This is a genomic window from Collinsella aerofaciens, from assembly GCF_032584215.1.
Lineage (GTDB): Bacteria > Actinomycetota > Coriobacteriia > Coriobacteriales > Coriobacteriaceae > Collinsella.
Map to the genome: position 1 here is coordinate 102,900 of NZ_JAWHPN010000001.1, position 23,034 is coordinate 125,933.

19 protein-coding genes are annotated in these 23,034 nt (G+C 61.3%); 15 read left to right on the forward strand and 4 right to left on the reverse strand.

Annotation, left to right across the window (positions count from 1 at the left end; translation table 11 throughout):
• Positions 1-2 precede the first annotated feature (2 nt).
• Both RX395_RS00450 and RX395_RS00455 read left to right on the forward strand, forming a co-directional pair.
• Positions 3-818 (forward strand): electron transfer flavoprotein subunit beta/FixA family protein, encoded by an 816-nt coding sequence (locus RX395_RS00450; RefSeq protein WP_316364667.1) that lies wholly within the window; start codon positions 3-5, stop codon positions 816-818.
• On the forward strand, positions 819-2,024 hold the full coding sequence (locus RX395_RS00455; protein ID WP_316364669.1) for an electron transfer flavoprotein subunit alpha: 1,206 nt from the start codon (positions 819-821) through the stop codon (positions 2,022-2,024).
• On the opposite strand, the gene RX395_RS00460 is transcribed toward RX395_RS00455, so the two are convergent.
• On the reverse strand, positions 2,021-2,833 hold the full coding sequence (locus RX395_RS00460) for an HD domain-containing protein (RefSeq protein ID WP_316364670.1): 813 nt from the start codon (positions 2,831-2,833) through the stop codon (positions 2,021-2,023). The genes RX395_RS00455 and RX395_RS00460 overlap by 4 nt on opposite strands.
• Before the next feature lie 162 nt (positions 2,834-2,995).
• On the opposite strand from RX395_RS00460, the gene RX395_RS00465 reads away from it, so the two are divergent.
• The 4 genes from RX395_RS00465 to RX395_RS00480 all read left to right on the forward strand — a co-directional run bounded on the left by RX395_RS00465 (position 2,996) and on the right by RX395_RS00480 (position 6,469).
• On the forward strand, positions 2,996-3,652 hold the full coding sequence (locus tag RX395_RS00465; protein WP_316364710.1) for an AzlC family ABC transporter permease: 657 nt from the start codon (positions 2,996-2,998) through the stop codon (positions 3,650-3,652).
• On the forward strand, positions 3,642-3,965 hold the full coding sequence (locus tag RX395_RS00470; protein ID WP_035137063.1) for an AzlD domain-containing protein: 324 nt from the start codon (positions 3,642-3,644) through the stop codon (positions 3,963-3,965). The genes RX395_RS00465 and RX395_RS00470 overlap by 11 nt, the downstream gene beginning before the upstream one ends.
• Before the next feature lie 149 nt (positions 3,966-4,114).
• Positions 4,115-5,137, forward strand: coding sequence for a 2-keto-3-deoxygluconate permease (locus tag RX395_RS00475; protein WP_316364673.1), 1,023 nt, complete (start codon positions 4,115-4,117; stop codon positions 5,135-5,137).
• 189 nt (positions 5,138-5,326) lie between these two features.
• A complete protein-coding gene (locus RX395_RS00480) occupies positions 5,327-6,469 on the forward strand; it encodes a GGDEF domain-containing protein (protein WP_316364674.1) in 1,143 nt (380 codons plus the stop codon).
• A gap of 190 nt (positions 6,470-6,659) precedes the next feature.
• Here RX395_RS00480 and RX395_RS00485 read toward each other — a convergent pair whose 3' ends face one another.
• Both RX395_RS00485 and RX395_RS00490 read right to left on the reverse strand, forming a co-directional pair.
• Positions 6,660-7,595, reverse strand: coding sequence for a DMT family transporter (locus tag RX395_RS00485; RefSeq protein ID WP_316364676.1), 936 nt, complete (start codon positions 7,593-7,595; stop codon positions 6,660-6,662).
• A 99-nt stretch (positions 7,596-7,694) separates the two neighbouring features.
• A complete protein-coding gene (locus tag RX395_RS00490; RefSeq protein ID WP_316364677.1) occupies positions 7,695-11,441 on the reverse strand; it encodes a phosphoribosylformylglycinamidine synthase in 3,747 nt (1,248 codons plus the stop codon).
• Between the two features lie 184 nt (positions 11,442-11,625).
• On the opposite strand from RX395_RS00490, the gene RX395_RS00495 reads away from it, so the two are divergent.
• Positions 11,626-13,188, forward strand: a complete 1,563-nt coding sequence (locus RX395_RS00495; RefSeq protein WP_316364679.1) for a cation:proton antiporter — start codon at positions 11,626-11,628, stop codon at positions 13,186-13,188.
• Between the two features lie 271 nt (positions 13,189-13,459).
• Here RX395_RS00495 and RX395_RS00500 read toward each other — a convergent pair whose 3' ends face one another.
• Positions 13,460-14,803 (reverse strand): homoserine dehydrogenase, encoded by a 1,344-nt coding sequence (locus RX395_RS00500; protein WP_316364681.1) that lies wholly within the window; start codon positions 14,801-14,803, stop codon positions 13,460-13,462.
• Positions 14,804-15,053: 250 nt separating this feature from the next.
• Here RX395_RS00500 and RX395_RS00505 point away from each other — a divergent pair, with 250 nt between their 5' ends.
• From RX395_RS00505 to RX395_RS00540, 8 genes are all read left to right on the forward strand, one after another.
• Positions 15,054-16,220, forward strand: a complete 1,167-nt coding sequence (locus RX395_RS00505; RefSeq protein WP_316364683.1) for an ABC transporter substrate-binding protein — start codon at positions 15,054-15,056, stop codon at positions 16,218-16,220.
• A 271-nt stretch (positions 16,221-16,491) separates the two neighbouring features.
• Positions 16,492-17,679: an ABC transporter substrate-binding protein gene (locus tag RX395_RS00510; RefSeq protein ID WP_117758807.1), complete on the forward strand. Its 1,188-nt coding sequence runs from the start codon at positions 16,492-16,494 to the stop codon at positions 17,677-17,679.
• A 139-nt stretch (positions 17,680-17,818) separates the two neighbouring features.
• Positions 17,819-18,700 carry a branched-chain amino acid ABC transporter permease gene (locus RX395_RS00515; protein WP_316364686.1) on the forward strand — a complete coding sequence of 294 codons (882 nt, stop codon included), beginning with the start codon at positions 17,819-17,821 and terminating at the stop codon, positions 18,698-18,700.
• Positions 18,701-18,709: 9 nt separating this feature from the next.
• A complete protein-coding gene (locus RX395_RS00520; protein WP_316364688.1) occupies positions 18,710-19,789 on the forward strand; it encodes a branched-chain amino acid ABC transporter permease in 1,080 nt (359 codons plus the stop codon).
• The gene (locus RX395_RS00525) at positions 19,779-20,639 is read left to right on the forward strand and encodes an ABC transporter ATP-binding protein (protein ID WP_055310550.1); all 861 of its coding nucleotides are present in this window, start codon (positions 19,779-19,781) and stop codon (positions 20,637-20,639) included. Before RX395_RS00520 ends, RX395_RS00525 begins: the two co-directional genes overlap by 11 nt.
• Positions 20,640-21,353, forward strand: coding sequence for an ABC transporter ATP-binding protein (locus RX395_RS00530; RefSeq protein WP_006234438.1), 714 nt, complete (start codon positions 20,640-20,642; stop codon positions 21,351-21,353).
• A 175-nt stretch (positions 21,354-21,528) separates the two neighbouring features.
• Positions 21,529-22,206 carry a copper homeostasis protein CutC gene (locus tag RX395_RS00535; RefSeq protein ID WP_316364692.1) on the forward strand — a complete coding sequence of 226 codons (678 nt, stop codon included), beginning with the start codon at positions 21,529-21,531 and terminating at the stop codon, positions 22,204-22,206.
• 3 nt (positions 22,207-22,209) lie between these two features.
• Positions 22,210-23,007, forward strand: a complete 798-nt coding sequence (locus RX395_RS00540; RefSeq protein WP_055310552.1) for a DUF4931 domain-containing protein — start codon at positions 22,210-22,212, stop codon at positions 23,005-23,007.
• Positions 23,008-23,034: the final 27 nt, after the last annotated feature.

A 23,034-nucleotide genomic window follows, 5' to 3' on the forward strand; every position in this document is an offset into this window, starting at 1 on the left:
AGATGAGCGATTTCCATATGGTAGTGTGCGTCAAGGCGGTGCCGGGCAGCACCGAGGTCAAGATGGACCCCAAGACCAATACCATCGTGCGTGATGGCAAGCAGGCGGTCATTAATCCCTTCGATGCAAGTGCCCTAGAATGCGCGCTGGCGCTGAAGGACGACTTTATCGGCTTTGGCATGGACGTGCGCGTAACGGTGGTGTCGATGGGCATCCCCGCGACTGAATCGCTATTGCGCGACTGCATCGCCCGAGGCGCCGACGACGCGCTGCTGCTAACCGATCGCGCCTTTGCGGGTGCCGATACCCTGGCAACCACCTATGCCCTCAAGTGCGGCATCGAGGCGCTCGACGAGGACTTCGACCTGCTCATCTGCGGCAAGATGGCGGTGGATGGCGATACGGCCCAGATTGGCCCCGAGCTTGCCGGCGCCTTTGAGATTCCCTGCGTGACCGATGTGAGCTGCGTGCAGAGCGCAGGTTTTACGACGTGCGGTGCGCTTTCGCTCGTTCACGGTTGCGATGCCGGCGAGGAGACGGTCTATCTGGAGATGCCGTGCGCGATGACGACTGCCAAGGAGATTGGCCAGTTGCGTATGCCGAGTATTGCCGGTATTCGCGCGGCAGAGGAGGCGGACGTGCGCGTGGTCAGTGCCGCCGACGTGAACGCCGACCCCGCGCGTTGCGGCCTTGCCGGGTCGCCGACACAGGTCGTGCGCTCGTTTGTGCCCGACCGTGACCAAACGTGCGAGACCGTTGAGGGGACGGCGTCCGAGCAGGCGGCAAAGCTTGCCAAGATTATCGAGGGGATGGCATAGATGAGCGGACTGATTATCGATAGCGAGGCCTGTATCGGCTGCGGTCGCTGCGTTCGCGCCTGTGCCTCGGGCGGCATCGTAGTGGAAGGCGAGCGACCCAACCGATGCGCCCACGTAACCGACGGCTGCATCCTGTGCGGTGGGTGCGTCGACGCCTGCCCCGTCAACGCTATCTCGATCGAGCGTGACGAGGCCGCTGGTGCGGTGGACCTTGATGCATATCGAGACATTTGGGTCTTCGTGCAGACTGACGAGCACGACGCCGTGGCTCCCGTGGCCTACGAGCTCATGGGCAAGGGGCGCGAGCTTGCCGATGCTCGCGGCTGCCGTCTGGTGGCATTGGTCGGCATGAGCCCCGAGGGCTCGCTCGGAGACCTGGAGCATCTGGTTTGCGCCGGCGCGGACGAGGTCCTGGTTTGTCGCGACGAGCGTTTGCGTCAGAGCGATGCCGAAGTCTACGCTCGCCTGATCTGTGATTTGGTAGCCGAGCGCAAGCCCGAGGCAATTCTGTACGGCGCGACCGCTTTTGGTCGCGAACTGGCACCCGGCGTTGCCGTGCGTTTGCAGACGGGCCTTACGGCTGACTGCACCGTACTTTCGATGGATACAGAGACGGGACTGCTGCAACAGACGCGTCCGGCGTTTGGCGGCAACCTGATGGCCACCATCATTTGCCCCAACCACCGTCCGCAGATGGCAACGGTGCGCCCCGGTATCTTTAAGGCTCCCGACTTCGACTACGGCCGCTCTGGCACGATCACCCAGATATCGCTTGCGGATGATGCTAAGGCTCATGTCGAGATCTCGATTCCCGCCGAGGAGTGGGGACAGCAGCCCTCGATCGCCAATGCCGAGCGCCTGGTCGTGGTGGGTCGCGGCATTGGTTCCAAGAAAAACCTGCCGTTGATGCGAAGGCTCGCCGAGGCTCTGGGAGCCGAGCTTGGCTGCACGCGACCCGTCGTGGAGGCCGGCTGGTTGGAGTATCGCCATCAGATTGGCCAGACGGGCGTATCGGTTTCGCCCAAGCTTCTCGTGAGTATCGGTGTTTCGGGCGCCATTCAGCATCTTGCCGGCATCGGTGGGGCGGAGTGCATTATCGCCATCAACGAGGACCCGGATGCCCCCATTTTCGGTGCTGCCCAGTACAAGGTTGTTGGGGACGCCGTCGAGGTCGTCGAGGAGCTGCTGGCCCAGCTTGAGCGCTAGGCGCGCGCCAGCCAGTCGCGCATCTCGTCCTTTAGGCGGCTCCAAGTTGCCTGCGTGGCGGGGTCGGTAAAGGGCCGCGTAATGCCAAAGGGCGCGTCGAGCAGGCGGTGGATATCGCCCTGTTCGCGCGCCAGCGCGCGGCTTGCTGGATAGACGAGCTCAAACATAAAGCAGATAAGCCCCACCAAGAAGTCGGCGGGCTCATCGCGCTCATCGCGTGCGACGCAGCGGTGCTCGTCAAAGGCGGCAAGTGTCGGCGACGAGAAACGGCTGCCGAGAAACGTCTTCTCGTCCACCTTGAGGATAGTGTCGACGGTGCTGTCGGCGATGGTGCGCATAATGTCGATCTTGTCACCATCGCGCACGATATCGCAGAAGCTCCGCGTGCGCACGTCGAGCTGCGCGGGTAGGCGGAAATCGCTGTGATAGGCAATGCTCGCTCGGATGAGCCCATCTTCTGCCGGGTCATCGATAAAGTCGCGGATGCTCGTTACGGCGGGTGCATCGGCGGGATTCTCGCCAAAGAGGACCTCGATGCCCAGCGCCGCATGGCTCATGCTCTCGGCGTCCTTAAAGGTGTCCCAGCGTCGCAGCTGCTCAAAGCGGCCCATATCGTGTAGCAGGCCGCAAAGCCATGCCAGGTCAATATCTTCTGACGACCAGCCCTGCTCGCGCGCAACGGCATCGCATGCCTCGGCCACGTGGTATGTATGCTCGATTTTGAGCGCGATGCGTGGGTTGGTGGCGTCGTAGGCATCGGTGTAGCTTTTGAAGGCCGCGCGCGCCCGGTCTCGATCGATAGCTGTCATAATGACTTCCTAAAAAGTTGTGTCTTTCGATCCGGTGGCAATTGTAGGTGAACTCGGTTGCTGTCGGATGATGATTCTGCCGTGTCGCTACATGCGGCTCGGAGACCTTGTCAGGATGAGAAGCGTATGGTGCTCAAAATCGTTAGAACCGTCTGGCCGGTGATGCTTACCTATGTTGCAATAGGCGCGCCGTGCGGAATGATCATGGGGCAGACGGGAATGGAGCCCTGGATGGTCTTTGCCCTGAGCAGCACGTTTGTGACGGGCAGCGGGCAGTTTATGATCTGCAACCTGTGGCTGGCGGGTGTGCCTGCAGCATCGATCGTCGCGAGCGTCGCCGCAATCTCCTCGCGCTTTGCGCTTTACTCGGCATCGATCGCACCGCATCTGAGGGGTGCCTCGAAGCGTCAGACGCTGGCTGTTGCCGCGACACTTACCGAGGAGGCATACGGCATCTCGCTTGCCAAGTTGGTTGAAGGGGAGGATTGGGGCCCGCGTGAGTCCTTCGTGCTCAACGTGATCCTTATCGCAACATGGGGCGTTTCGTGTACGACGGGCGCCATCGTCGGCGCCGTTGTCGATGTTCCCACCGCCATTGCAGCCTTTGTCTGCACCTCACTCTTTATCTGCCTGCTCTTTTCGCAGCGGCTGTCGCGCGGCAACGTTGTCGCGGCGGTTTCGGGCGCGGTGTCCGTCGTCGTATGCAAGTTCTTGGGCCTCACGAATATTGCCGTGCCGGCAAGCGTCGTGGCCGGCATTGCCATTGCGTTGGCGTGCGATGCTGTATTTGACGGAAGAGGTGCCCGCGATGCCCGTTAACGAGTTCTTGGTTCTGTGGCTGTCGTCGTGGGCTGCTATCGCGTTCTTTCGCATCGCGCCGGCGTTCGCCTTGCGCGGGCGGACCCTGTCGCCCCGCATTACCGAGGCCCTGGGCTATATCCCGCCCGCTGCCTTTGCCGCGCTGGTCGCCAACGACTTGGTGAGCCCCGGCGCGTTCGACGCGGGACTCTGGCCTGCCTTGGTTCCCTGGATTGCGGCCGCCGGCGTCGTGGTCGTGGCGGTCAAGACAAAATCGATGCTGTGGTGCTGCGTCTCGGGCATCGTACTCTATATTGTCTTGAGCCTTATATAGGGGTGGCGTCGCGGGCGCCGAATCTCGTTCCACCCCAACTTGTCGGATTTTTCACCGAGCTGGTCTATTTCTTCTGGTACCATGGTCAAACTTTACTGTAGCAAAGCGTGACGTGGGCTTTTGTACCCCGTCAGCGGAAATGGGGTTTCATGGCACAGGAAGCAACCACCAACGAGCAAAAGAAATTCAAGGTCCCGCGCATTCCGGGCGACATCATGATCTATCCGATGATCGTCGGTCTTTTGCTCAACACCTTCTGCCCGCAGGTCTTTGAGGTCGGCGGCTTCTTTACGGCTGCCTGTCGCGGTGGCTCCAATACCATCGTCGCCGCGATCCTGCTGTTTGTGGGCGCCGGCATCAGCTTTAAGTCCACGCCGGGCGCCATCAAGACCGGCATCGTCGTGCTGATTCCCAAGCTGGTCGTCGCAGCGGCTCTCGGCCTGGGTGTGGCATATTTCTTTAACGATAACTTCCTGGGTCTGAGCTCCGTGTCTATCATCGGCGGCATTACGTTTTGCAACATGGCGCTCTATACGGGCATCATGGGCGAGTTCGGCGATGAGTCCGAGCAGGGCGCCGTCGGTATCCTGTTCTTTACGGCCGGCCCCGCCGTCACGATGATCATCCTTGGTGTTTCGGGTCTTGCCAACATCCCTGTCGGTACTATCATCGGCTCCATTTTGCCGCTCGTTATCGGCATGGTTCTGGGCAACCTGTTCCCGTTTATCAAGAACCTGCTAGTTCCCGGTGCCAACCCCGCGATCGCCGTTATCGGCTTTCAGCTCGGTGCGTCCATGAGCCTTTCGAGCTTTATCACCGGCGGTATTTCGGGTATCCTGCTGGGCCTCATCACGCTCTTTATCGTCGGTCCCATTACCTTTGCCTTCGAGCGCTTGTGTGGCGGCAACGGTAAGGCGGCTGTGGCATGCTCCACCATTGCCGGCACGGCCATGACCACGCCGGTTGCTCTCGCCGAGGTCGCGCCGCGCTACGCCGAGCTTGCGCCCACCGCGTACGCCCAGATCGCCACTGCCGTTATCATCACGGCAATCATGGCTCCGATTCTGACCGGCTGGGTCGACAAGAAGTTCTGCCAGGGCAAGGAGGACCTGTCGCCTGCCGGTGTCGAGGCCATCGAGGAGGCCGTCGCGACCGACATCGACGGTGAGTAACGGCCGTTACCGATAATTGATTCCGGCGTGCAATTCGCGCCGTCCGAGCGCCCGAACAGAAACTGTTTTGCAGTGATGTTCGGGCGCTTTGCTATGATTCCCTTTACCCCTGCGGAGTAAAGGGGTGTTTATTGCCCAGATTCGAATTGGGCGATTCTGACCATTCGGATATTGAAGGGAGGGCGTCTAGTGGTTAAGGCACTCAAGATTGAGATATTCCTGCTATGCATGATTGTTCTTATCGGGCTTGCCGCGCGAAGTCGTCGCTCCTTGTTCTCGAGCACCCTGCAACTATTGTTTAGTATGCTTGGCTACACCTCTGCTGCGTACGTATTATTCGATATGATCTGGACGCTTTCGGATGGTGCGGACGGCACGTTGGGCATTGCTACCAACTGGATTTCCAACGCGGTTTCGTTCTCGCTCTTTGCCATCGCGTGTCTCATTTGGTTTATCTATTCCGAGACGATGCAGGGTTCTCGCCTTGTGACCTCGCGCTATAGGGTGGTGCTTGTAACGTTGCCTACGGCTCTGGTGGTCGTGCTGGCGTTTACCAGTTACTGGACGCATGCCCTGTTCTATATCGATTCGCAGGGCGTGTATCGTCGCGGCTTTGCTTATATGATCCAGCCCATTGTCAGCTACTGTTACGTTATACATACGTCCCTGCATGCGTTTGTGCAATCTCGCAGGGTCGAGAGCTTGCAGACGAAGGCTATCTATCGAACCTTGGCGTTTTTCGCCATTCCGGCCCTGGTGGGCGGTACCTTTCAGGTCGTATGCTCGGTGCCCGGCCTTTGTGTCGGCATAATGATTAGCATGTTGCTGCTCTACATCATCTGCCAGGAACAGCTTATCTCGACCGATCCGTTGACTGGTCTCAACAATCGCAACCGTTTTGAGACCTATATGCTGTCGCTCTTCTCAAATGTTGGTCATACGGACGATGTGTATCTTCTCATGATGGACGCTGACGGCTTTAAGCAGATTAACGATCGCTATGGACATGTGGAGGGTGATCATGCTCTTCAGGTCTTATCTGCTGCGCTCAAAGAGGTCTGCTCGGCGTCTGGTGGCTTTATCGCACGCTACGGTGGCGATGAGTTCGTGGTGCTCCAAAAGGCAGTGGCGGAACGGGATATCATGCATCTGTGCGCGACAATCAACGACGAGCTCGCGCATGCCGAGGTGCCGTATGCATTGCGGATGTCCATCGGTTACGCGCGGGTCGGCGATAGTGTTGATACCTGGCAAGACTTACTTCGCGCTGCCGATGCGGAGCTTTACCGCGTCAAGGCCGAGAAAAAGAAAGCTGGCGTTCAGATACGCTAGGAAAAGGGGCACACGACCGTTGCGATGGTCGTGCGCCCCTTTTGCGTTTGTGGGGGCCACCGGCCATAATGCCCAGGCGCGGTGCGGCAAGACGGGCGTCTGCCGCCGCGACTCGGTACGAAATCAACGAGAACCAGTGTGCTCCATTAAGCTAAAGTATGCGAATGCCCTCCCTAAAAAGGTGAGTTCGCTAGGCTTTTTTGGGTTTGTTGACGATGATGATGCCGCCGCAGACCAACAGCCGGGCAACGATGACGGTAACGGGGCTCGTGCCCGCGCCTTCGCCGAGCAGCAGCGCGCTCAGCAGTACACCAAAGACGGGGTTCATAAACCCAAAGACCGAGACGCGGCTGACGGGGTTGACGGCAAGCAGGCGCGACCACAGCGAGTAGGCGACCGCGGAGATAAGCGCCATGTAGATGATGAGCGCGATGGCGGGGGCAATCGCCGTGGGGGAGAGCGCGCCACCCATCAAAAAGCCGATGGCGGTGAGGACAAGGCCGCCGACCAAGAACTGCCACCCGGCAAGCAAGACGCCGTCGTGCTCGCGCGAGAAGATGCCAATCAGGCAGGTCGAAAGGGCACCCGCGACGGTGGAGGCTAGGATAAAGCCCTCGCCATCGAGCCTGAAGCCAAAGGTGCCATCCGCGCCCGAAAGGTTGACGAGAGCGACGCCGGCAAAGCCCAGCGCACAGCCAAGCACCTTGGCCGTATTGAGCTTCTCGGTGCGAAACGCCAGGGCGGCAAAGAGGATTGCGAGGAAGTTGGCGCTGGCCTCGATGATGGAGCTCGACATGGCGCTGGCGCGCGAGAGGCCCAGATAGAAAAAGAAGTACTGCCCGATAGTCTGGAAGAGCGACAAGACAAAGATGGGCTTGATGTCGCGAGCCTGCGGAATGAGGGGGCGGCGTTGGGCCGCACTCATCCCAACGATAACCAGGGCGCCGGCAAGCGTGAAGCGCAAGCCCGCAAAGAGCAGCTGCGAGGCGCTATCGTGCGCTGGGATACCAAAGAGTGCGTAACCGATCTTGATACAGGGAAAGGCCGATCCCCAGAGTGCACAGCAGACGAGGCAGCCCAGGATGAGTCCGGGCAGGGTGGCGAGATACGGCTTGCGGCTTTCCATGATGTCCTTCCTACATGCGCGAAGCAAAAAAGAACCCGCCACCGGATGTGCCGGTGGCGGGTGTTGTTACCCGAAGGGATTGTACCCGATGGGAAAGGTTTAAGCGAAGTAGGCCACGCCGCTCTCAAAGATCGGCATGAACTTATCGCCGGGGACATGCTCGGGCACGTTGCGGTACAGGTTGTCGCCGCGACGCTCGGCATGGCCCATCTTGCCCAGGACGCGGCCGTCGGGGCTCGTGATGCCCTCGATGGCGAGTGCGGAGCCGTTGGGGTTGACGGAAAGGTCCATGCTGGGCTTACCGTTCTCGCCCACGTACTGCGTGGCGACCTGGCCGTTGGCGATCAGCTGGGCGAGCACTTCGTCATTGGCGACAAAGCGGCCCTCGCCGTGGCTGATGGCGACGGTGTAGGGGTCGTCCAGGCTGCACTGCGACAGCCACGGGGACAAGTTGGACGAGATGCGGGTGCGCACCAGACGGCTCTGGTGGCGACCGATGGTGTTGAACGTCAACGTGGGCGCATCGGGCGTGGCGTCGACGATGTCGCCGTAGGGCACCAGGCCGAGCTTGATCAGGGCCTGGAAGCCGTTGCAGATGCCCAGCATCAGGCCATCGCGGGCCTTGAGCAGGTCGCGGACTGCCTCGGTGACCTCGGGAGCGCGGAAGAACGCCGTGATGAACTTGGCGGAGCCGTCGGGCTCGTCGCCGCCCGAGAAGCCGCCGGGGATCATGACGATCTGGCTTGCGCGGATGCGGCGGGCAAGCTCGTGGGTGCTCTCGGCGACGGCCTCGGGCGTGAGGTTGTTGATCACGAAGGTGTCGGCCTCGGCACCGGCGGCACGGAAGGCGCGGGCGCTGTCGTACTCGCAGTTGTTGCCGGGGAACACGGGGATGATCACGCGCGGGCGGGCGATCTTGGCGCCGCCGTACACGTGGATATCCTTGGCGCGGAAGTCGATGGTCTCGACCTCGGGGGTCTCGCCGGCGCTGCGGTAGGCGAAGACGCCCTCGATGCCGCTCTCCCAGGCCTCCTGGAGCTCGGCGAGCTCGATGACCTCGGAGCCGGTGTCGATGACATAGCCCTCGACGGTGGTGCCCAGGGGCTCGACGACAACGCCGTCGGCGACCTCGGGCAGCTCGGCGTCCTCGGCGAGCTCGACGATAAAGCTGCCGTAGAGCGGGGTGAAGAGGCTCTCCACGTCTACATCCTCGGCAAGCTCGATACCGATCTGGTTACCGACGCACATCTTAAAGAGGCTCTCGGCGCCGCAGCCGTAGCCGGGCGTGGATATGGCCAGGGCGTTGCCGGTAGCAGTGAGCGCCTCGACGGCGTCAAACGCGGCGAGCAACTGCTGGGCGTCGGGACGGTAGTCCTCGCCATAGGTGGCGGGGGCGATGCGGACGACGCGGTGCGTGAGGCCCTTGAACTCGGGCGAGACGGCGCGGGCGGCCTTGCCCACGGCGACGGCGAAGCTGATCAGGGTCGGCGGAACGTTGAGCTCGCCGGTCTCGTCCTCAAACGAACCGCTCATGGAGTCCTTGCCGCCGATGGCGCCGGCACCCAGGTCGACTTGGGCCATGAGGGCGCCCAGGACGGCTGCCGTGGGCTTGCCCCAGCGCTCGGCCTCGGTGCGCAGACGCTCGAAGTACTCTTGGAAGGAGAGGTAGGCGCGCTTGTGCTCAAAGCCGGCGGCAACGAGCTTGGCGATGGACTCGACCACGGACAGGTAGGCGCCCGCAAACTGATCGGCCTCCATCAGATAGGGGTTGAAGCCCCATGCCATGGCGCTCGCCGTGGTGGTCTCGCCGTCCACGGGGAACTTGGCGACCATGGCCGAGCTTGGGGTGAGCTGCGTCTTGCCGCCAAAGGGCATGAGCACGGTCGCGGCGCCGATGGTGGAGTCGAAGCGCTCGGAAAGGCCCTTGTTGGAAGCGACGTTGAGGTCGGTGACGAGCGAGGTCATGCGCTCGGCGAGCGTGGTGCCGGCCCAGCTGGGCTGCCACACGCTGCGGGCACAGACGTGGGCGACCTGGTGCTTGGGCGCACCGTTGGAGTTGAGGAACTCGCGGGACAGATCGACGATGGCGACGCCGTTCCATGCCATGCGCATGCGCGGCTCGGCGGTAACCTCGGCGATAACGGTCGCCTCCAGGTTTTCCTCGGCGGCGTAGCCCATGAACTCCTCGACGTCACCGTCGGCGACGGCGCAAGCCATGCGCTCCTGGGACTCGGAGATAGCGAGCTCGGTGCCGTCCAGGCCGTCGTACTTCTTGGTCACGGTGTCCAGGTCCACGTACAGGCCGTCGGCAAGCTCGCCCACGGCGACTGAGACGCCGCCGGCGCCAAAGTCGTTGCAGCGCTTGATCAGACGGCAGGCGTCGCCGCGGCGGAACAGGCGCTGCAGCTTGCGCTCGACCGGGGCGTTGCCCTTCTGGACCTCGGCACCCGAGGTCTCGATGGACTCGGTGTTCTGGGTCTTGGAGGAGCCGGTGGCGCCACCGATGCCATCGCGGCCGGTGCGGCCGCCCAGCAGGATGATCTTGTCGGTGGGGGCGGGGCACTCGCGGCGCACGTGGTTTGCCGGGGTAGCGCCCACGACGGCGCCGACCTCCATGCGCTTGGCCACGTAGCCGGGGTGATAGAGTTCGTTGACCTGGCCGGTGGCAAGGCCGATCTGGTTGCCGTAGCTGGAGTAGCCGGCGGCGGCAGTGGTCACGAGCTTGCGCTGCGGCAGCTTGCCCTCGAGCGTCTCGGAAACCGGGACGGTGGGGTCGCCGGCGCCGGTGACGCGCATGGCCTGGTACACGTAGCTGCGGCCCGAGAGCGGGTCGCGGATGGCGCCGCCCACGCAGGTGGCGGCACCGCCGAAGGGCTCGATCTCGGTCGGGTGGTTGTGGGTCTCGTTCTTAAACAGGAACAGCCAGTCCTGGTCCTCGCCGTCGACATCGACCTTCACCTTGACGGTGCAGGCGTTGATCTCCTCGGACTCGTCGACATCGGTCATGACGCCGGTCTTCTTAAGGTACTTGGCGCCGATGGTGCCCATGTCCATGAGGCAGACGGGCTTGGCGTCGCGGCCGAGTTCGTGGCGCATCTCCATGTAGCGGTCGAAGGCCTGCTGCACCACGGCGTCGTCGATCGTCACGTCATCCAGGACGGTGCCGAAGGTGGTGTGGCGGCAGTGGTCGGACCAATAGGTGTCGATCACGCGGATTTCGGTGATGGTGGGGTCGCGGTCCTCATCGCGGAAGTACTGCTGGCAGAAGGCGATGTCCGCCTCGTCCATGGCAAGGCCGCGCTCGGAAATAAAGGCGGCAAGGCCGGCCTCGTCGAGCTCGCGGAAGCCGTCGAGCACCTCGACGGGCTGGGGCTCGGGAGTCTCCATGTACAGCGTCTCGGGCAGGTCGAGCGAGGCGATGCGCGCCTCGACGGGGTTCACCACGTAGTGCTTGATGGCCTCGATGGCGGCTTCGTCCAGAGCGCCCGAGATGATATAGACCTTGGCGGAGCGCACGGCGGGGCGCTCGCCCTGGCTGATGAGCTGCACGCACTCGCTGGCGGAGTCGGCGCGCTGGTCAAACTGGCCAGGCAGGAATTCGACGGCAAAGACGGCGCCATCGCTTGCGGGGAGCTCGTCGTAGGTCACATCGACCTGGGGCTCGCTAAAGACGGTCGGCACGCAGGAGCGGAAAAGCTCCTCGTCGATGCCCTCGACGTCGTAGCGGTTGATGATCCTCAGGGCCTCGATGCCCTTGATGCCGAGAATTTCGGTCAGCTCGCCCTTGAGCTGCTGAGCCTCGACGTCGAACCCGGGTTTCTTCTCCACGTAGATACGAGAGACCATTGGTTCCTGCCTTCCTGATCGGTTGGGCGTACGGTACGGTATGCGGCAGCGGTCGGTTTACGGGACAAGCCTCGCGGTCGCCTTGAGCCACATGTTTGTAAACCTCACTATGATACGACAGCTCGCGGCGCGTTGAGGACGGCGAGGGTGCTACAGTGAAGCGCAAACAAGAGAAAGGCATCACATGGCATTCGTTTCACTCGCCATCATCGCGCTCGTGGCCTTTGCAAGCCCCTTCATCGCCTCGGCGATTCCCAGAAAACCCGTTCCCGAGACGGTCTTTTTGCTCGTGCTCGGCGCGGTGCTGGGACCCCATATGCTCGACATTATCCATGTAGATGCCGAGGTCTCGCTTGTGTCCGAGCTCGGTCTGGCCTTTTTGTTCCTGCTCGCCGGCTTTGAGATCGACCCCAAGAGCATCACGGGCGTCGAGGGGCGCTACGGCTTGGCGACGTGGGTCGTCACGTTTGGTATCGCCTGGCTTGCCGTGCGCTTTACTCCGTGGTTCTCGGTCAGCCATTTCGACGGTATCGCCGTGACGCTTGCCCTCACTTCGACGGCGCTCGGCACGCTCGTGCCCATCATGCGTGAGCGCTCGCTCACCGGCACGCGCGTGGGCGACTCGATTCTTGCGTATGGCACCTGGGGTGAGCTCGGCCCCGTGCTCGCCATGTCGGTGCTGCTGTCTGCCCGCACCGGCATCCAGACGCTTGTAATCCTTGGCTTGTTTGCGGTGGTCTGCGTGTTGCTGGCCGTGGTCCCAAGCCGCTCCAAGCGCGTCGGCAGCCGCTTCTTTGCGTTTGTCGAGGAACGCGCCGATACCACGTCGCAGACCTTCGTGCGCCTGACGGTGCTCATCTTGGTCACGCTCGTGGCGTTCTCGGCCGTCTTTGATCTCGACATCGTGTTGGGTTCTTTTGCCGCCGGCTTTGTCCTGCGCTATATCATCCCCGAGGGCAACCATACGCTCGAGACCAAGCTCGACGGCCTGGCCTACGGCTTTTTGATTCCGGTGTTCTTTACCGTATCGGGCGCAAAGATCGACCTGACGGCCGTGGCGTCGCGTCCGGGCTTGCTCGCGGGCTTTATCGTGGCGTTGCTGATTATTCGTGCCGTGCCCATCCTCATCTCTATGGGCATTTGTCCTGCGACGCGCGATGTGTCGGCGTATGGTCGCATTACCGTGGCCCTGTACTGCACCACGGCGCTTCCGATCATCGTTGCCGTGACGAGCGTTGCCGTCAACGCGGGCGCGCTGTCGCAAGATATTGCGTCGGTCATGGTTGCCGCCGGTGCCATCACGGTGTTCTTGATGCCGCTGCTCGCGCAGCTCTTCTACCGCGTGGTCGACGCCGCACCGGTCGCTGCCGTGGCAGAGGTTGCCGAGCATCCATCCGATGCGCTTGACATCTTGCGCGCCCATCACGATTTGGCGAGCCTGCTCGCACGCGAGCACGAGCTGCTGACCTCGCATGGACATGGGCGTTCGCTCGACGGCATACCTACCCTTGATTCCATTGCCGACCGCCTCTCGACCGAGGCGGCAAGCGGGCACATCGATGCCCGTATCGTGGACGCCGCTCATTTGCTGGCCGAGAAGACCTATGGCGACGAGATCGACCCGTCCAAGCTGACTCCGCGTGAGCGCCGCCGCCTGGAGCGCGCCAAGCTCGCCGTGCACGAATACCGCCGCCGCATGCTGGAGCTCTACGCGCGCGATGAAGCCCAGGACGACGACGGCAGGTAGCCAACGCCGCCGCGGAAAATGCATCCCGGAATTGGCGCCCAGGGTGGGATGCAGTTTCCGCGAGAGGCCCGTTGCGGAAAGCGCGTCCCAGAATCCGCGCCCAGAATGGGACATAGTTTCCGAAAGAAGGCCCTGAGGGAAGCTGCGCCCCGTTTTGGGCTGAAAAACCGGGACGCAGTTTCCCTTACAAACAGAACAAGGCGCGCTGCCTGCGGTTGATGCAGGCAGCGCGCCTTTTGCGTTGGGCCTCGTTGAGGTTCGAAGTAGTGGACTAGTTGGCCATGACGCCTTCGGTCCAAGCCTCAACGTCCTCGATGCGCAGGACGTTGGCGACCTCGGCCACACAGTCGACGCTGGCAAGCTCGGCCGCGGCAGCCTGGACGTCCTTCTCGAGCGCGCGATGCGTCAGGAAAATGACCGAGCAGGCATCGTTGACGCCCGACTTGCCGTCCTCGACCTGGTTGATGAGCGAGATCGAGATGTTGTGCTTGGCAAAGATGTCGACCGTCTCGGACAGGGCGCCCACGCGGTCGGCGACCTTCAGGCGCACATAGTACTTGGTCTGGAGCTCGTCCATGGGCTTAAAGGCGAGGTTGTGACCATAGGGCTCAATCTCGGGCAGCGGAGCCACGCCGCGGCTGATCTGCTCGGAGAGCGACAGGATGTCGCCCACGACGGCGCTCGCGGTGGGGAAGGAGCCTGCGCCGGCACCGTAGAACATGGTCTCGCCCACGGCGTCGCCTACCACGTAGACAGCGTTCATGGCGCCGTTGACCTTGGCAAGCATGTGGTCGGCGGGGATCAGCGTGGGATGCACGCGGACGTCGACGCCGGCGTCGGTATTGCGGGCGATGCCGAGCAGCTTAATGGTGTAGCCGAGCTCGCGGGCCTGGGCGATGTCCTCGGCGCCGATGGTACGGATACCCTGCTGGTACACATCGTCGGTGGTAACGCGGGTGCCAAAACCGATGGAGGCGAGGATTGCCGTCTTGCTGGCGGCATCGAAGCCGTCGACGTCGGCGGACGGGTCGGCCTCGGCATAGCCCTTTGCCTGGGCGTCGGCGAGCACGTCAGCGTAATCGGCGCCCTCGGCGTCCATGCGCGACAGGATGTAGTTGGTGGTGCCGTTGAGAATGCCAGCGATGGTCAGGATCTTGTTGCCCACCAGGTCGTGCTCGAGCGTGCTGACAATGGGGATGCCACCGCCGCAGCTGGCCTCACACTTAATCTGCACGCCGCACGCGCGCGCCTTCTCGGCGAGCGTCTCGACATGACGGCCCAGCAGGGCCTTGTTGGCAGAGACGACGTGCTTGCCGTTCTCGAAGGCGGTGGTGAAGATTTCGGTCGCGGGGTGCTCGCCGCCGATGAGCTCGACGACGATATCGACGGCGGGGTCGGTGACGACGTCGTGCCAGTCGCTCGTAAAGGCCTCGCGCTCAATACCGGCAGCTTCGGCCTGCTCCCAGGCAAGCGCGCAGGCGCGGGTCAGCTTAAGGTCGATGCCGTAGGCGGCCAGGTACTCATCGTGGTGGCTCTTGATCAGACGGGCCACGCCGCCGCCGACGGTTCCAAGACCGATGAGGCCGACGTTCACGGTGCGCAGGGGTTCGCTCATAGATAGCTCCTTCGTGCATCTTATGGATGGATTAACCGCTTAAAGGTTGAGTGCATTCTAGCGTGAACCGAGGGCGCGTGCTCGCCAGGCAACAGGAGTCGCACAAAACGGCACCCCCGAAACGCTGCGGAAACATTGGAAACATGCTCGCTACAAACGGAACTCCGTAACAAACTGTCAACGTTTGCACCATAAGGTTTGCCCTGTACCGCAAGACGGCCGCACCGCGGCCAGCGAAAAGGGGGACACCATGTTTAGCATCAACAACGTACTTAACCGCAGGAGTTTCTTGGCTGGCGCCGCGGCGCTCGGTGGTACCGCGGCGCTCGCTGGTTGCTCGTCGGGTGGCTCGGAGGGCGGCTCCGCCGATGACGGTAAGACCTTCAAGATCGGTGTCATCGGCCCTCTGACCGGCGCCGCGGCAACCTATGGCGTTTCGGCCGAGAAGGGCACCAAGCTCGCCGCCAAGGATTTCTCGAACAAGGACCTCAAACTCTCGCTTAAGTCCGAGGATGACGTCGCTGACGGCGAGAAGGCTATCAACGCCTTCAATACCCTGTGTGACTGGGGCATGCAGGCGCTCGTCGGTCCGGTCACCACCGGTGCTGCCGTCGCTGTCTCGGGCGAGATTGCCGACGACATGCTCATGGTCACGCCCTCGGCCTCGTCTCTCGACGTCACCAAGGATAAGACCACGGTCTTTCAGGTTTGCTTCACCGATCCCACCATGGGCGCCAGCGCCGCGAAGTTCTTGGCCGAGAAGTACGCGGATGCCAAGATTGCCCTGTTCTACAACTCCGGCGATACGTACAGCTCGGGTGTTGCCGATGCCTTTGCCGAGCAGGCCAAGGAGTCCAAACTTGATATCGTCGATACCGAGACCTTTAAGGACGATTCCTCCACGAGCTTTACCAACCAGCTCACCAAGGCCAAGGAGGCCGGCGCCACGCTCATCTTTGCGCCGATCTACTACACGCCGGCGTCCGTTTTGCTCAAGAACGCCAAGGACATGGGCTACGACATGACCCTCATGGGTACCGACGGCATGGACGGCCTACTCTCTGTGGAAGGCTTCGATACCTCTCTTGCCGAGGGCGTACTGCTCATGACCCCGTTTTCGGCTGACGATGAGAAGAATGCCGACTTCGTCAAAGCGTATAAGGATGCCTACGACGAGACACCCAACCAGTTTGCCGCCGACGCCTACGATTGCGTCCACGCCATTGTCGAGGCCATCGACAAGGCGGGGATTGACATTACGGCCGACGGTGCCGACATTGCCGGCGACCTTGCCAAGGCCATGCGCAAGATCAAGATCGAGGGCCTGACAGGCGAGCTGACGTGGAATGACGAGGGCCAGGTCGAAAAGCCCGCCACAGCCTATGTGATTCAGGACGGCAAGTACATCGCCGCCTAAGTGCGCATAAAGCGCGACCGGTGAGGCCGTTTTATTCAGGGCAGGGACGCCTGTAACAGAACGGAAACATTACTTTCACACAATAAAGTGGCATTACTGCATAAAGTAATAGAAATACGCAGAATTATGGATAAATGAACAAATCCAAAGAAAAGTTGAAATAATCGCCACTTTCCTTAACTAAAGCGTCTAGTATTTTGCGAACGCCGAACACGGCGAAGGATGGCCTGTCGGGTAACCGAAACCCGACGAGATTTGAGAGGAGAGCCGCATGTCGAGCCTCACCGGTAAGTCATTGAACCCTGTTATGAATCGCAGGAGCGTTATCGCGAGCGCAGCAGGTCTGGGGGCGATGTCCATTCTAGCTGGCTGCTCCTCCAACGGCGGCGACAGTGGTTCCGCTTCGGGCGACGCTTCGTTTAAGATCGGCACCATCGGCCCGCTGACCGGCGCCAACGCGTCCTACGGCAAGTCCGTTACCCAGGGTGTCGAGCTTGGCTGCAAGGATTTCTCGACCAAGGAGCTGCCGCTTGCCAGCAAGGCCGAGGATGACCAGGCCGACGGCGAGAAGGCCGTCAACGCCTTCAACACCCTGCTCGACTGGGGCATGCAGGCCCTCGTCGGCCCGACCACCACGGGTGCGTCGGTTGCCGTTGCCGCCGAGTGCGGTAACGACCCCAAGACGTTCATGATCACCCCGTCCGCGTCCTCCGAGGACGTCACCGACGGCAAGGATTGCGTCTTCCAGGTTTGCTTCACCGACCCCAACCAGGGTGTCAACGCTGCCAAGTTCCTGGCGCAGAAGTATGCGGACGAGAAGTTCGTGCTGTTCTATAACTCCGGCGACGCCTATTCTTCGGGCATCGCAGATTCCTTTAAGGCCCAGGCCGCTGAGTCCAAGCTCGAGATTGTTGACGAGGAGACCTTTAAGGACGACTCCGCCACGAGCTTTACGAACCAGCTGACCAAGGCCAAGCAGGCCGGCGCCACCATGATCTTTGCGCCGATCTACTATACGCCGGCGTCCGTCCTGCTCAAGAACGCCAAGGACATGGGCTACGACGTCAAGATGATGGGCTGCGACGGCATGGACGGTATCCTGGGCGTTGAGGGCTTCGATACCTCTCTTGCTGAGGGTCTGCTGCTCATGACCCCGTTCTCCGCCGACGACGAGAAGAACGCCGACTTTGTCAACGCTTACAAGGATAAGTACGGCGATACCCCCGACCAGTTTGCCGCCGACGCCTACGACGGCGTGCACGCGGTGGCCGAGGCCCTCAAGGAGGCCGGTCTTGGTGTCGACGCCGACCCGACCGAGGCCGCCGAGAAGCTGTCCAAGGCTATGCTCAAGATTACCGTTGACGGTCTGACCGGCAAGCTCACCTGGAACGATAAGGGCCAGGTCCAGAAGGAGCCCACGGCGTACGTCATCACCGACGGCAAGTACGTACAGGCCTAATTGGCCGCCTTACATAGAGCGGTTTTGATCCCAAGCAGGGGAGGTTTTGGCCTTCCCTGCTTGCTTGGTATCTAGGGACGATGTAACGTCCCTGTTTCATACATCAACTGGAAACCTATTCGAAAGGGGGATGTGGAACATGACGGTCTTTATCCAATACCTGGTCAACGGCCTGTCCATGGGCAGCGTCTACGCCATCATCGCGTTGGGCTACACCATGGTCTACGGTATCGCCAAGATGCTGAACTTCGCTCACGGCGACGTCATCATGGTCGGTGCCTATGTCTCGTTCTGCGCCACGTCGTATCTCGGCCTCCCGGGCTGGGTATCTGTAATTCTTTCTTCTGTGGTCTGCACGGTTCTCGGCGTTCTCATCGAGGGTCTGGCCTATAAGCCGCTGCGCCAAGCAGGCCCGCTGGCCGTTCTGATCACGGCTATCGGCGTGTCTTACTTCCTGCAGAACGCCGCGCAGCTTCTGTGGGGCGCCACGCCCAAGAACTTCACTTCGCTCGTCACCTTCCAGGTGCCGGAGTTCTTGGCCAAGTTCAACGTAAGCGCCGTCTCGCTCGTCACCATCGTCGCCTGCCTGGTTATCATGGCCGGCCTGATGTTCTTTACAGGTAAGACCAAGATGGGCAAGGCCATGCGCGCCGTGTCCGAGGACAAGGCCGCCGCTCAGCTCATGGGCATCAACGTCAACCGCACCATCTCGATGACGTTTGCCATCGGCTCGGCGCTTGCCGCCATCGCCGGCGTGCTCCTGTGCTCCTACTCGCCGGTGCTGCAGCCCACGACGGGTGCCATGCCTGGCATCAAGGCCTTCGACGCCGCCGTCTTCGGCGGCATCGGCTCCATTCCCGGTGCCTTTGTCGGTGGCATTCTCATCGGCATCATCGAGGCGATGGCGCAGGCCTACATTTCCACGAGCCTTGCCAACTCCATCGTCTTTGGTGTTTTGATCATCGTCCTGCTCGTCAAGCCTGCCGGCCTCTTGGGCAAGTACGTCCCCGAGAAGGTGTAGGTGAGCGTTATGAAGTTTCTTAAAGACAAGCAGACGCGTCACGACTTTGTCACGTACGCCATGTGTATCGTGGCCTTCGCCATCGTGTTCTTTATGCAGTCGAACCACATGATTCCGCGCATGATCGCCGGTCAGTTGGTTCCTATTACGGCCTACATCGTCATGGCCATTTCCCTCAACCTCGTCGTCGGCATCGCGGGCGACCTGTCGCTGGGCCATGCGGGCTTTATGAGTGTCGGTGCCTACACGGGCATCGTCACCGCGGTCGCGCTGGAGAGCGCCGTTCCCTCCGATCCGGTGCGCCTTATCATCAGTATCGTGGTCGGCGCCATCGCCGCTGCCATCTTGGGCTTCTTGATTGGTATCCCGGTCCTGCGCCTGAGCGGCGACTATCTGGCCATCGTGACCCTGGCTTTTGGCGAGATCATCAAAGAGATCGTCACCTGCCTCATTGTGGGCGTCGACTCCCGCGGCCTGCACGTGATTTTTAACATCACGGGCAACTCTACGATCGACGACCTGCACCTGCTCGAGGACGGCACCGTCATCATCAAGGGCGCCCAGGGCGCCTCGGGCGTGTCGACGTACTCGACCTTCCTCGCCGGTGCCATCCTGGTCATGGTCGCACTCGTGATTGTGCTCAACCTGGTCCGCAGCCGTACCGGCCGTGCCATTATGGCCGTGCGCGATAACAAGATTGCAGCCGAGTCCGTAGGCATCTCCGTCACGGAGTACCGCATGATCGCCTTCGTGGTTTCCGCTGCCCTCGCCGGTGCTGCCGGAGCTCTCTTCGGCGGTAACATCTCGCAGCTCTCCGCCACCAAGTTCGACTTCAACACGTCGATCCTCATTCTGGTGTTCGTGGTCCTGGGCGGCCTGGGCAACATGCGCGGTTCCGTCATCGCGGCGGCGTTGCTCACGGTGCTTCCCGAGCTGCTTCGTCAGTTCTCGGACTACCGCATGCTCATCTACGCCATCGTGCTGATCCTGGTCATGATTTTTACCAACAACCCGCAGCTCAAGGCGTTCTTCGGTCGCGTCAAGGACCGCTTTGCTTCCAAGAAGGAGGTGGCAGCCGATGCCCAGTAAATTTGAGTTCAAGAAGGGCAAGATGGTCCCGTATCCTTCTGGCGCCATCGTTCCCGATCGTGACCTGGGCGAGCGCCCTGCACTCGAGTGCATCCACCTGGGCATTGAGTTCGGTGGCCTTAAGGCAGTCGACGACTTTAGCCTGACTATCGGCAAGACCGAGATCGCCGGTCTGATCGGTCCCAACGGCGCCGGCAAGACCACGGTCTTCAACCTGCTCACCAAGGTGTACCAGCCCACGCATGGCACCATCCTGCTCGACGGCGAGGACACCTCGGGCAAGTCGGTCTACCAGGTCAACCGCATGGGTATTGCCCGTACCTTCCAGAACATTCGCCTATTCAACACCATGACGGTGGAGGATAACGTCAAGGTCGGCCTGCATAACCAGGAGCGTTACTCCGGCTTTGAGGGCGTGCTGCGCCTGCCGACGTATTGGAAGCACGAGAAGGCTGCTCACGAGCGCGCCATGGAGCTGCTGTCCATCTTTGATATGGAGCATCTGGCAAACGAGCAGGCCGGATCGCTGCCTTACGGCGCTCAGCGTCGTCTGGAGATCGTCCGCGCGCTTGCCACCAACCCCAAGCTACTGCTGCTCGACGAGCCTGCTGCCGGCATGAACCCGTCCGAGACCGCGGAGCTCATGGAGAACATCGTCAAGATTCGCGACACCTTTGGCATTGCTATCATGCTTATCGAGCATGATATGTCGCTCGTTATGAACATCTGCGAGGGCATCTGCGTGCTCAACTTTGGTAAGGTCATCGCCAAGGGCACGGCAGAGGAAATCCAGAACAACGACGCTGTTATTGAGGCATATCTGGGCAAGCAGGATAAGGGGGAGAACTAAATGGCAGAGCCGATGCTTTCCGTCTACAACATCAACGTCTGGTACGGCGCCATCCACGCCATTAAGGACATCTCCTTTAACGTTAACGAGGGCGAGATCGTGGCCTTGATTGGCGCCAACGGTGCCGGCAAGTCCACAACGCTCAAGACCGTCTCGGGCCTGCTGCGTTCCAAGACCGGTTCCATCAAGTTTATGGGCGAGGACATTACTCATACGCCCGCTGATAAGCTGGTTGGTAAGGGCCTGGCTCAGGTTCCCGAGGGTCGTCGCGCCTTTTTGCAGATGACGGTCGAGGAGAACCTGGAGATGGGTGCCTATACGCAGCCCAAGTCCACGGTGGCTCCGGGCCTGGAGCGCGTCTACGAGCAGTTCCCGCGCCTGAAGGAACGTCGTCGCCAGGTCGCTGGCACCCTTTCGGGCGGCGAGCAGCAGATGCTCGTTATGGGGCGCGCCCTTATGAGTAACCCCAAACTGCTTATGCTCGACGAACCTTCCATGGGTCTGGCACCGATTCTGATCGAACAGATCTTCCAGATTGTCGAGGACCTGCACAAGGCCGGTACCACGGTGCTTCTGGTCGAGCAAAACGCGCAGATGGCGCTTTCCATCGCCACGCGCGGTTACGTGCTCGAGACTGGCAAGATCACCATGACCGGCACCGGTCAAGAGCTGCTGCACGACGATAACGTCCGCAAGGCCTATCTGGGCGGTTAATCCATTCAACAAAGGGGGCGCTGACCAACCCGGTCAGCGCCCCCTTTTAAGTTGCGGTGAAATAGGGACTAAATGGGGGCGCTAGACGCCAAAACAGTCCCTATTCCACCGCAACTTCATGGGGGTGTGTGACAATGCCCGTCGGAAAACATCTGCTGTCTTTGGGGGTCTATCTATGCTGTACGAGTTTTGTGCCGAGAACTTTGAGCGGGTGCCGGCGGCTATCGATGCCGGTACAAGGCGTATCGAGCTGTGCGACAACCTTGCCGTTGGTGGCACCACGCCTTCGGCCGGCGTTATCAGCGCTACGACCAACTATGCACACGAGCACGATGCGCGGGTGATGTGCATGATTCGCCCGCGTGGCGGCGACTTTCACTACAACCAGGACGAGTTGCGTATGATGGAGATGGACCTGGGCCTTGCCGTGAGCGCCGGCGTTGACGGCTTAGTCTTTGGCTGCTGCAAGCCCCGCGCTGGCGGATGGGCACTCGACGAGCTTACGTTGGGCGCTCTCGTGATGGCCGCGGGCTGCGCGACCGAGGAATGCAAGCGTGAGCCCATCGACATCACCTTCCACATGGCGTTTGATCAGCTCTCGCCCGAGGCTCAGCTCGACGCGATTGACATACTCGCCGACTGCGGCATCACACGCATCCTGACGCATGGTGGCGCTGCCGGTACGCCGATCGAGGACAACTTCGAAAACCTGGCCCGCTTAATCGAGTATGCGGGCGACCGCTTGACCATCCTTCCCGGCGGCGGCATTTCCACGGTCAACCGCGATACCGTGGCGGCGGCACTGGGCGTCTCCGAGCTCCATGGCACCAAGATTGTGCCGCTGGAGGTGTAGCCCGTGGCACTTGTATTCGATGTCCAGCAGGCGAGCGGTAAGCCCGACGATAATCGTCGCCCTGGCACCGCGTGCCCCTTTTGCGACACGGAGGGGCTTGCCAACATCATCCAGCGCGATGGTGACTGCATCTGGCTCGAGAATAAGTTCAAGACATTGCGGGCCACACGTCAGACCGTATTGATCGAGTCTGCCAATCACGACGCCGACCTGGTGACCTATGAACCGGATGAGCTGCATCATGTGATGCGGTTTGCCCTGGGCTGTTGGCAGCAGATGATCGATTCCCAACAGTACTGCAGTGTGCTCATGTACAAGAACAAAGGCCCGCTTTCGGGCGGCAGCCTCGTCCATCCACACATGCAGATTGTGGGCTTGGAACAGGAGGACGGCTATGCGGCGCTGGCCTCAGCCAACTTTGAAGGCATCAGTGTCTGGCAACAGGGGAGAATCTCGGTCGACATCTCAACCGAACCGATCATGGGGTTCTTTGAGATCAACGTTTCAGCCCCGCAGGGAATCGCTGCCAGCGATGACACGAGAGACCAAGCCGAGGCGGATCTCTTCGCCGATGCGATCCAGGTAGCTCTGCGCTATATCCTGAACGAGCACCACGGTGGTCGCGCAGAGTCGTACAACCTGTTCTTCTATCACCTGGGCGGTCGGACCATTGCCAAGGCGCTGCCACGTTGGGTGGTTTCGCCCTACTTTGTCGGCTATCGTTTGGCCCAGGTCAATGCTGAGACAACGCTCGATATCGATGCTGAGCGCCTGCGTGCGCATCTGGAAACGCTCGTATAGCAAGACTAACACCCGCGTAATGCGGAC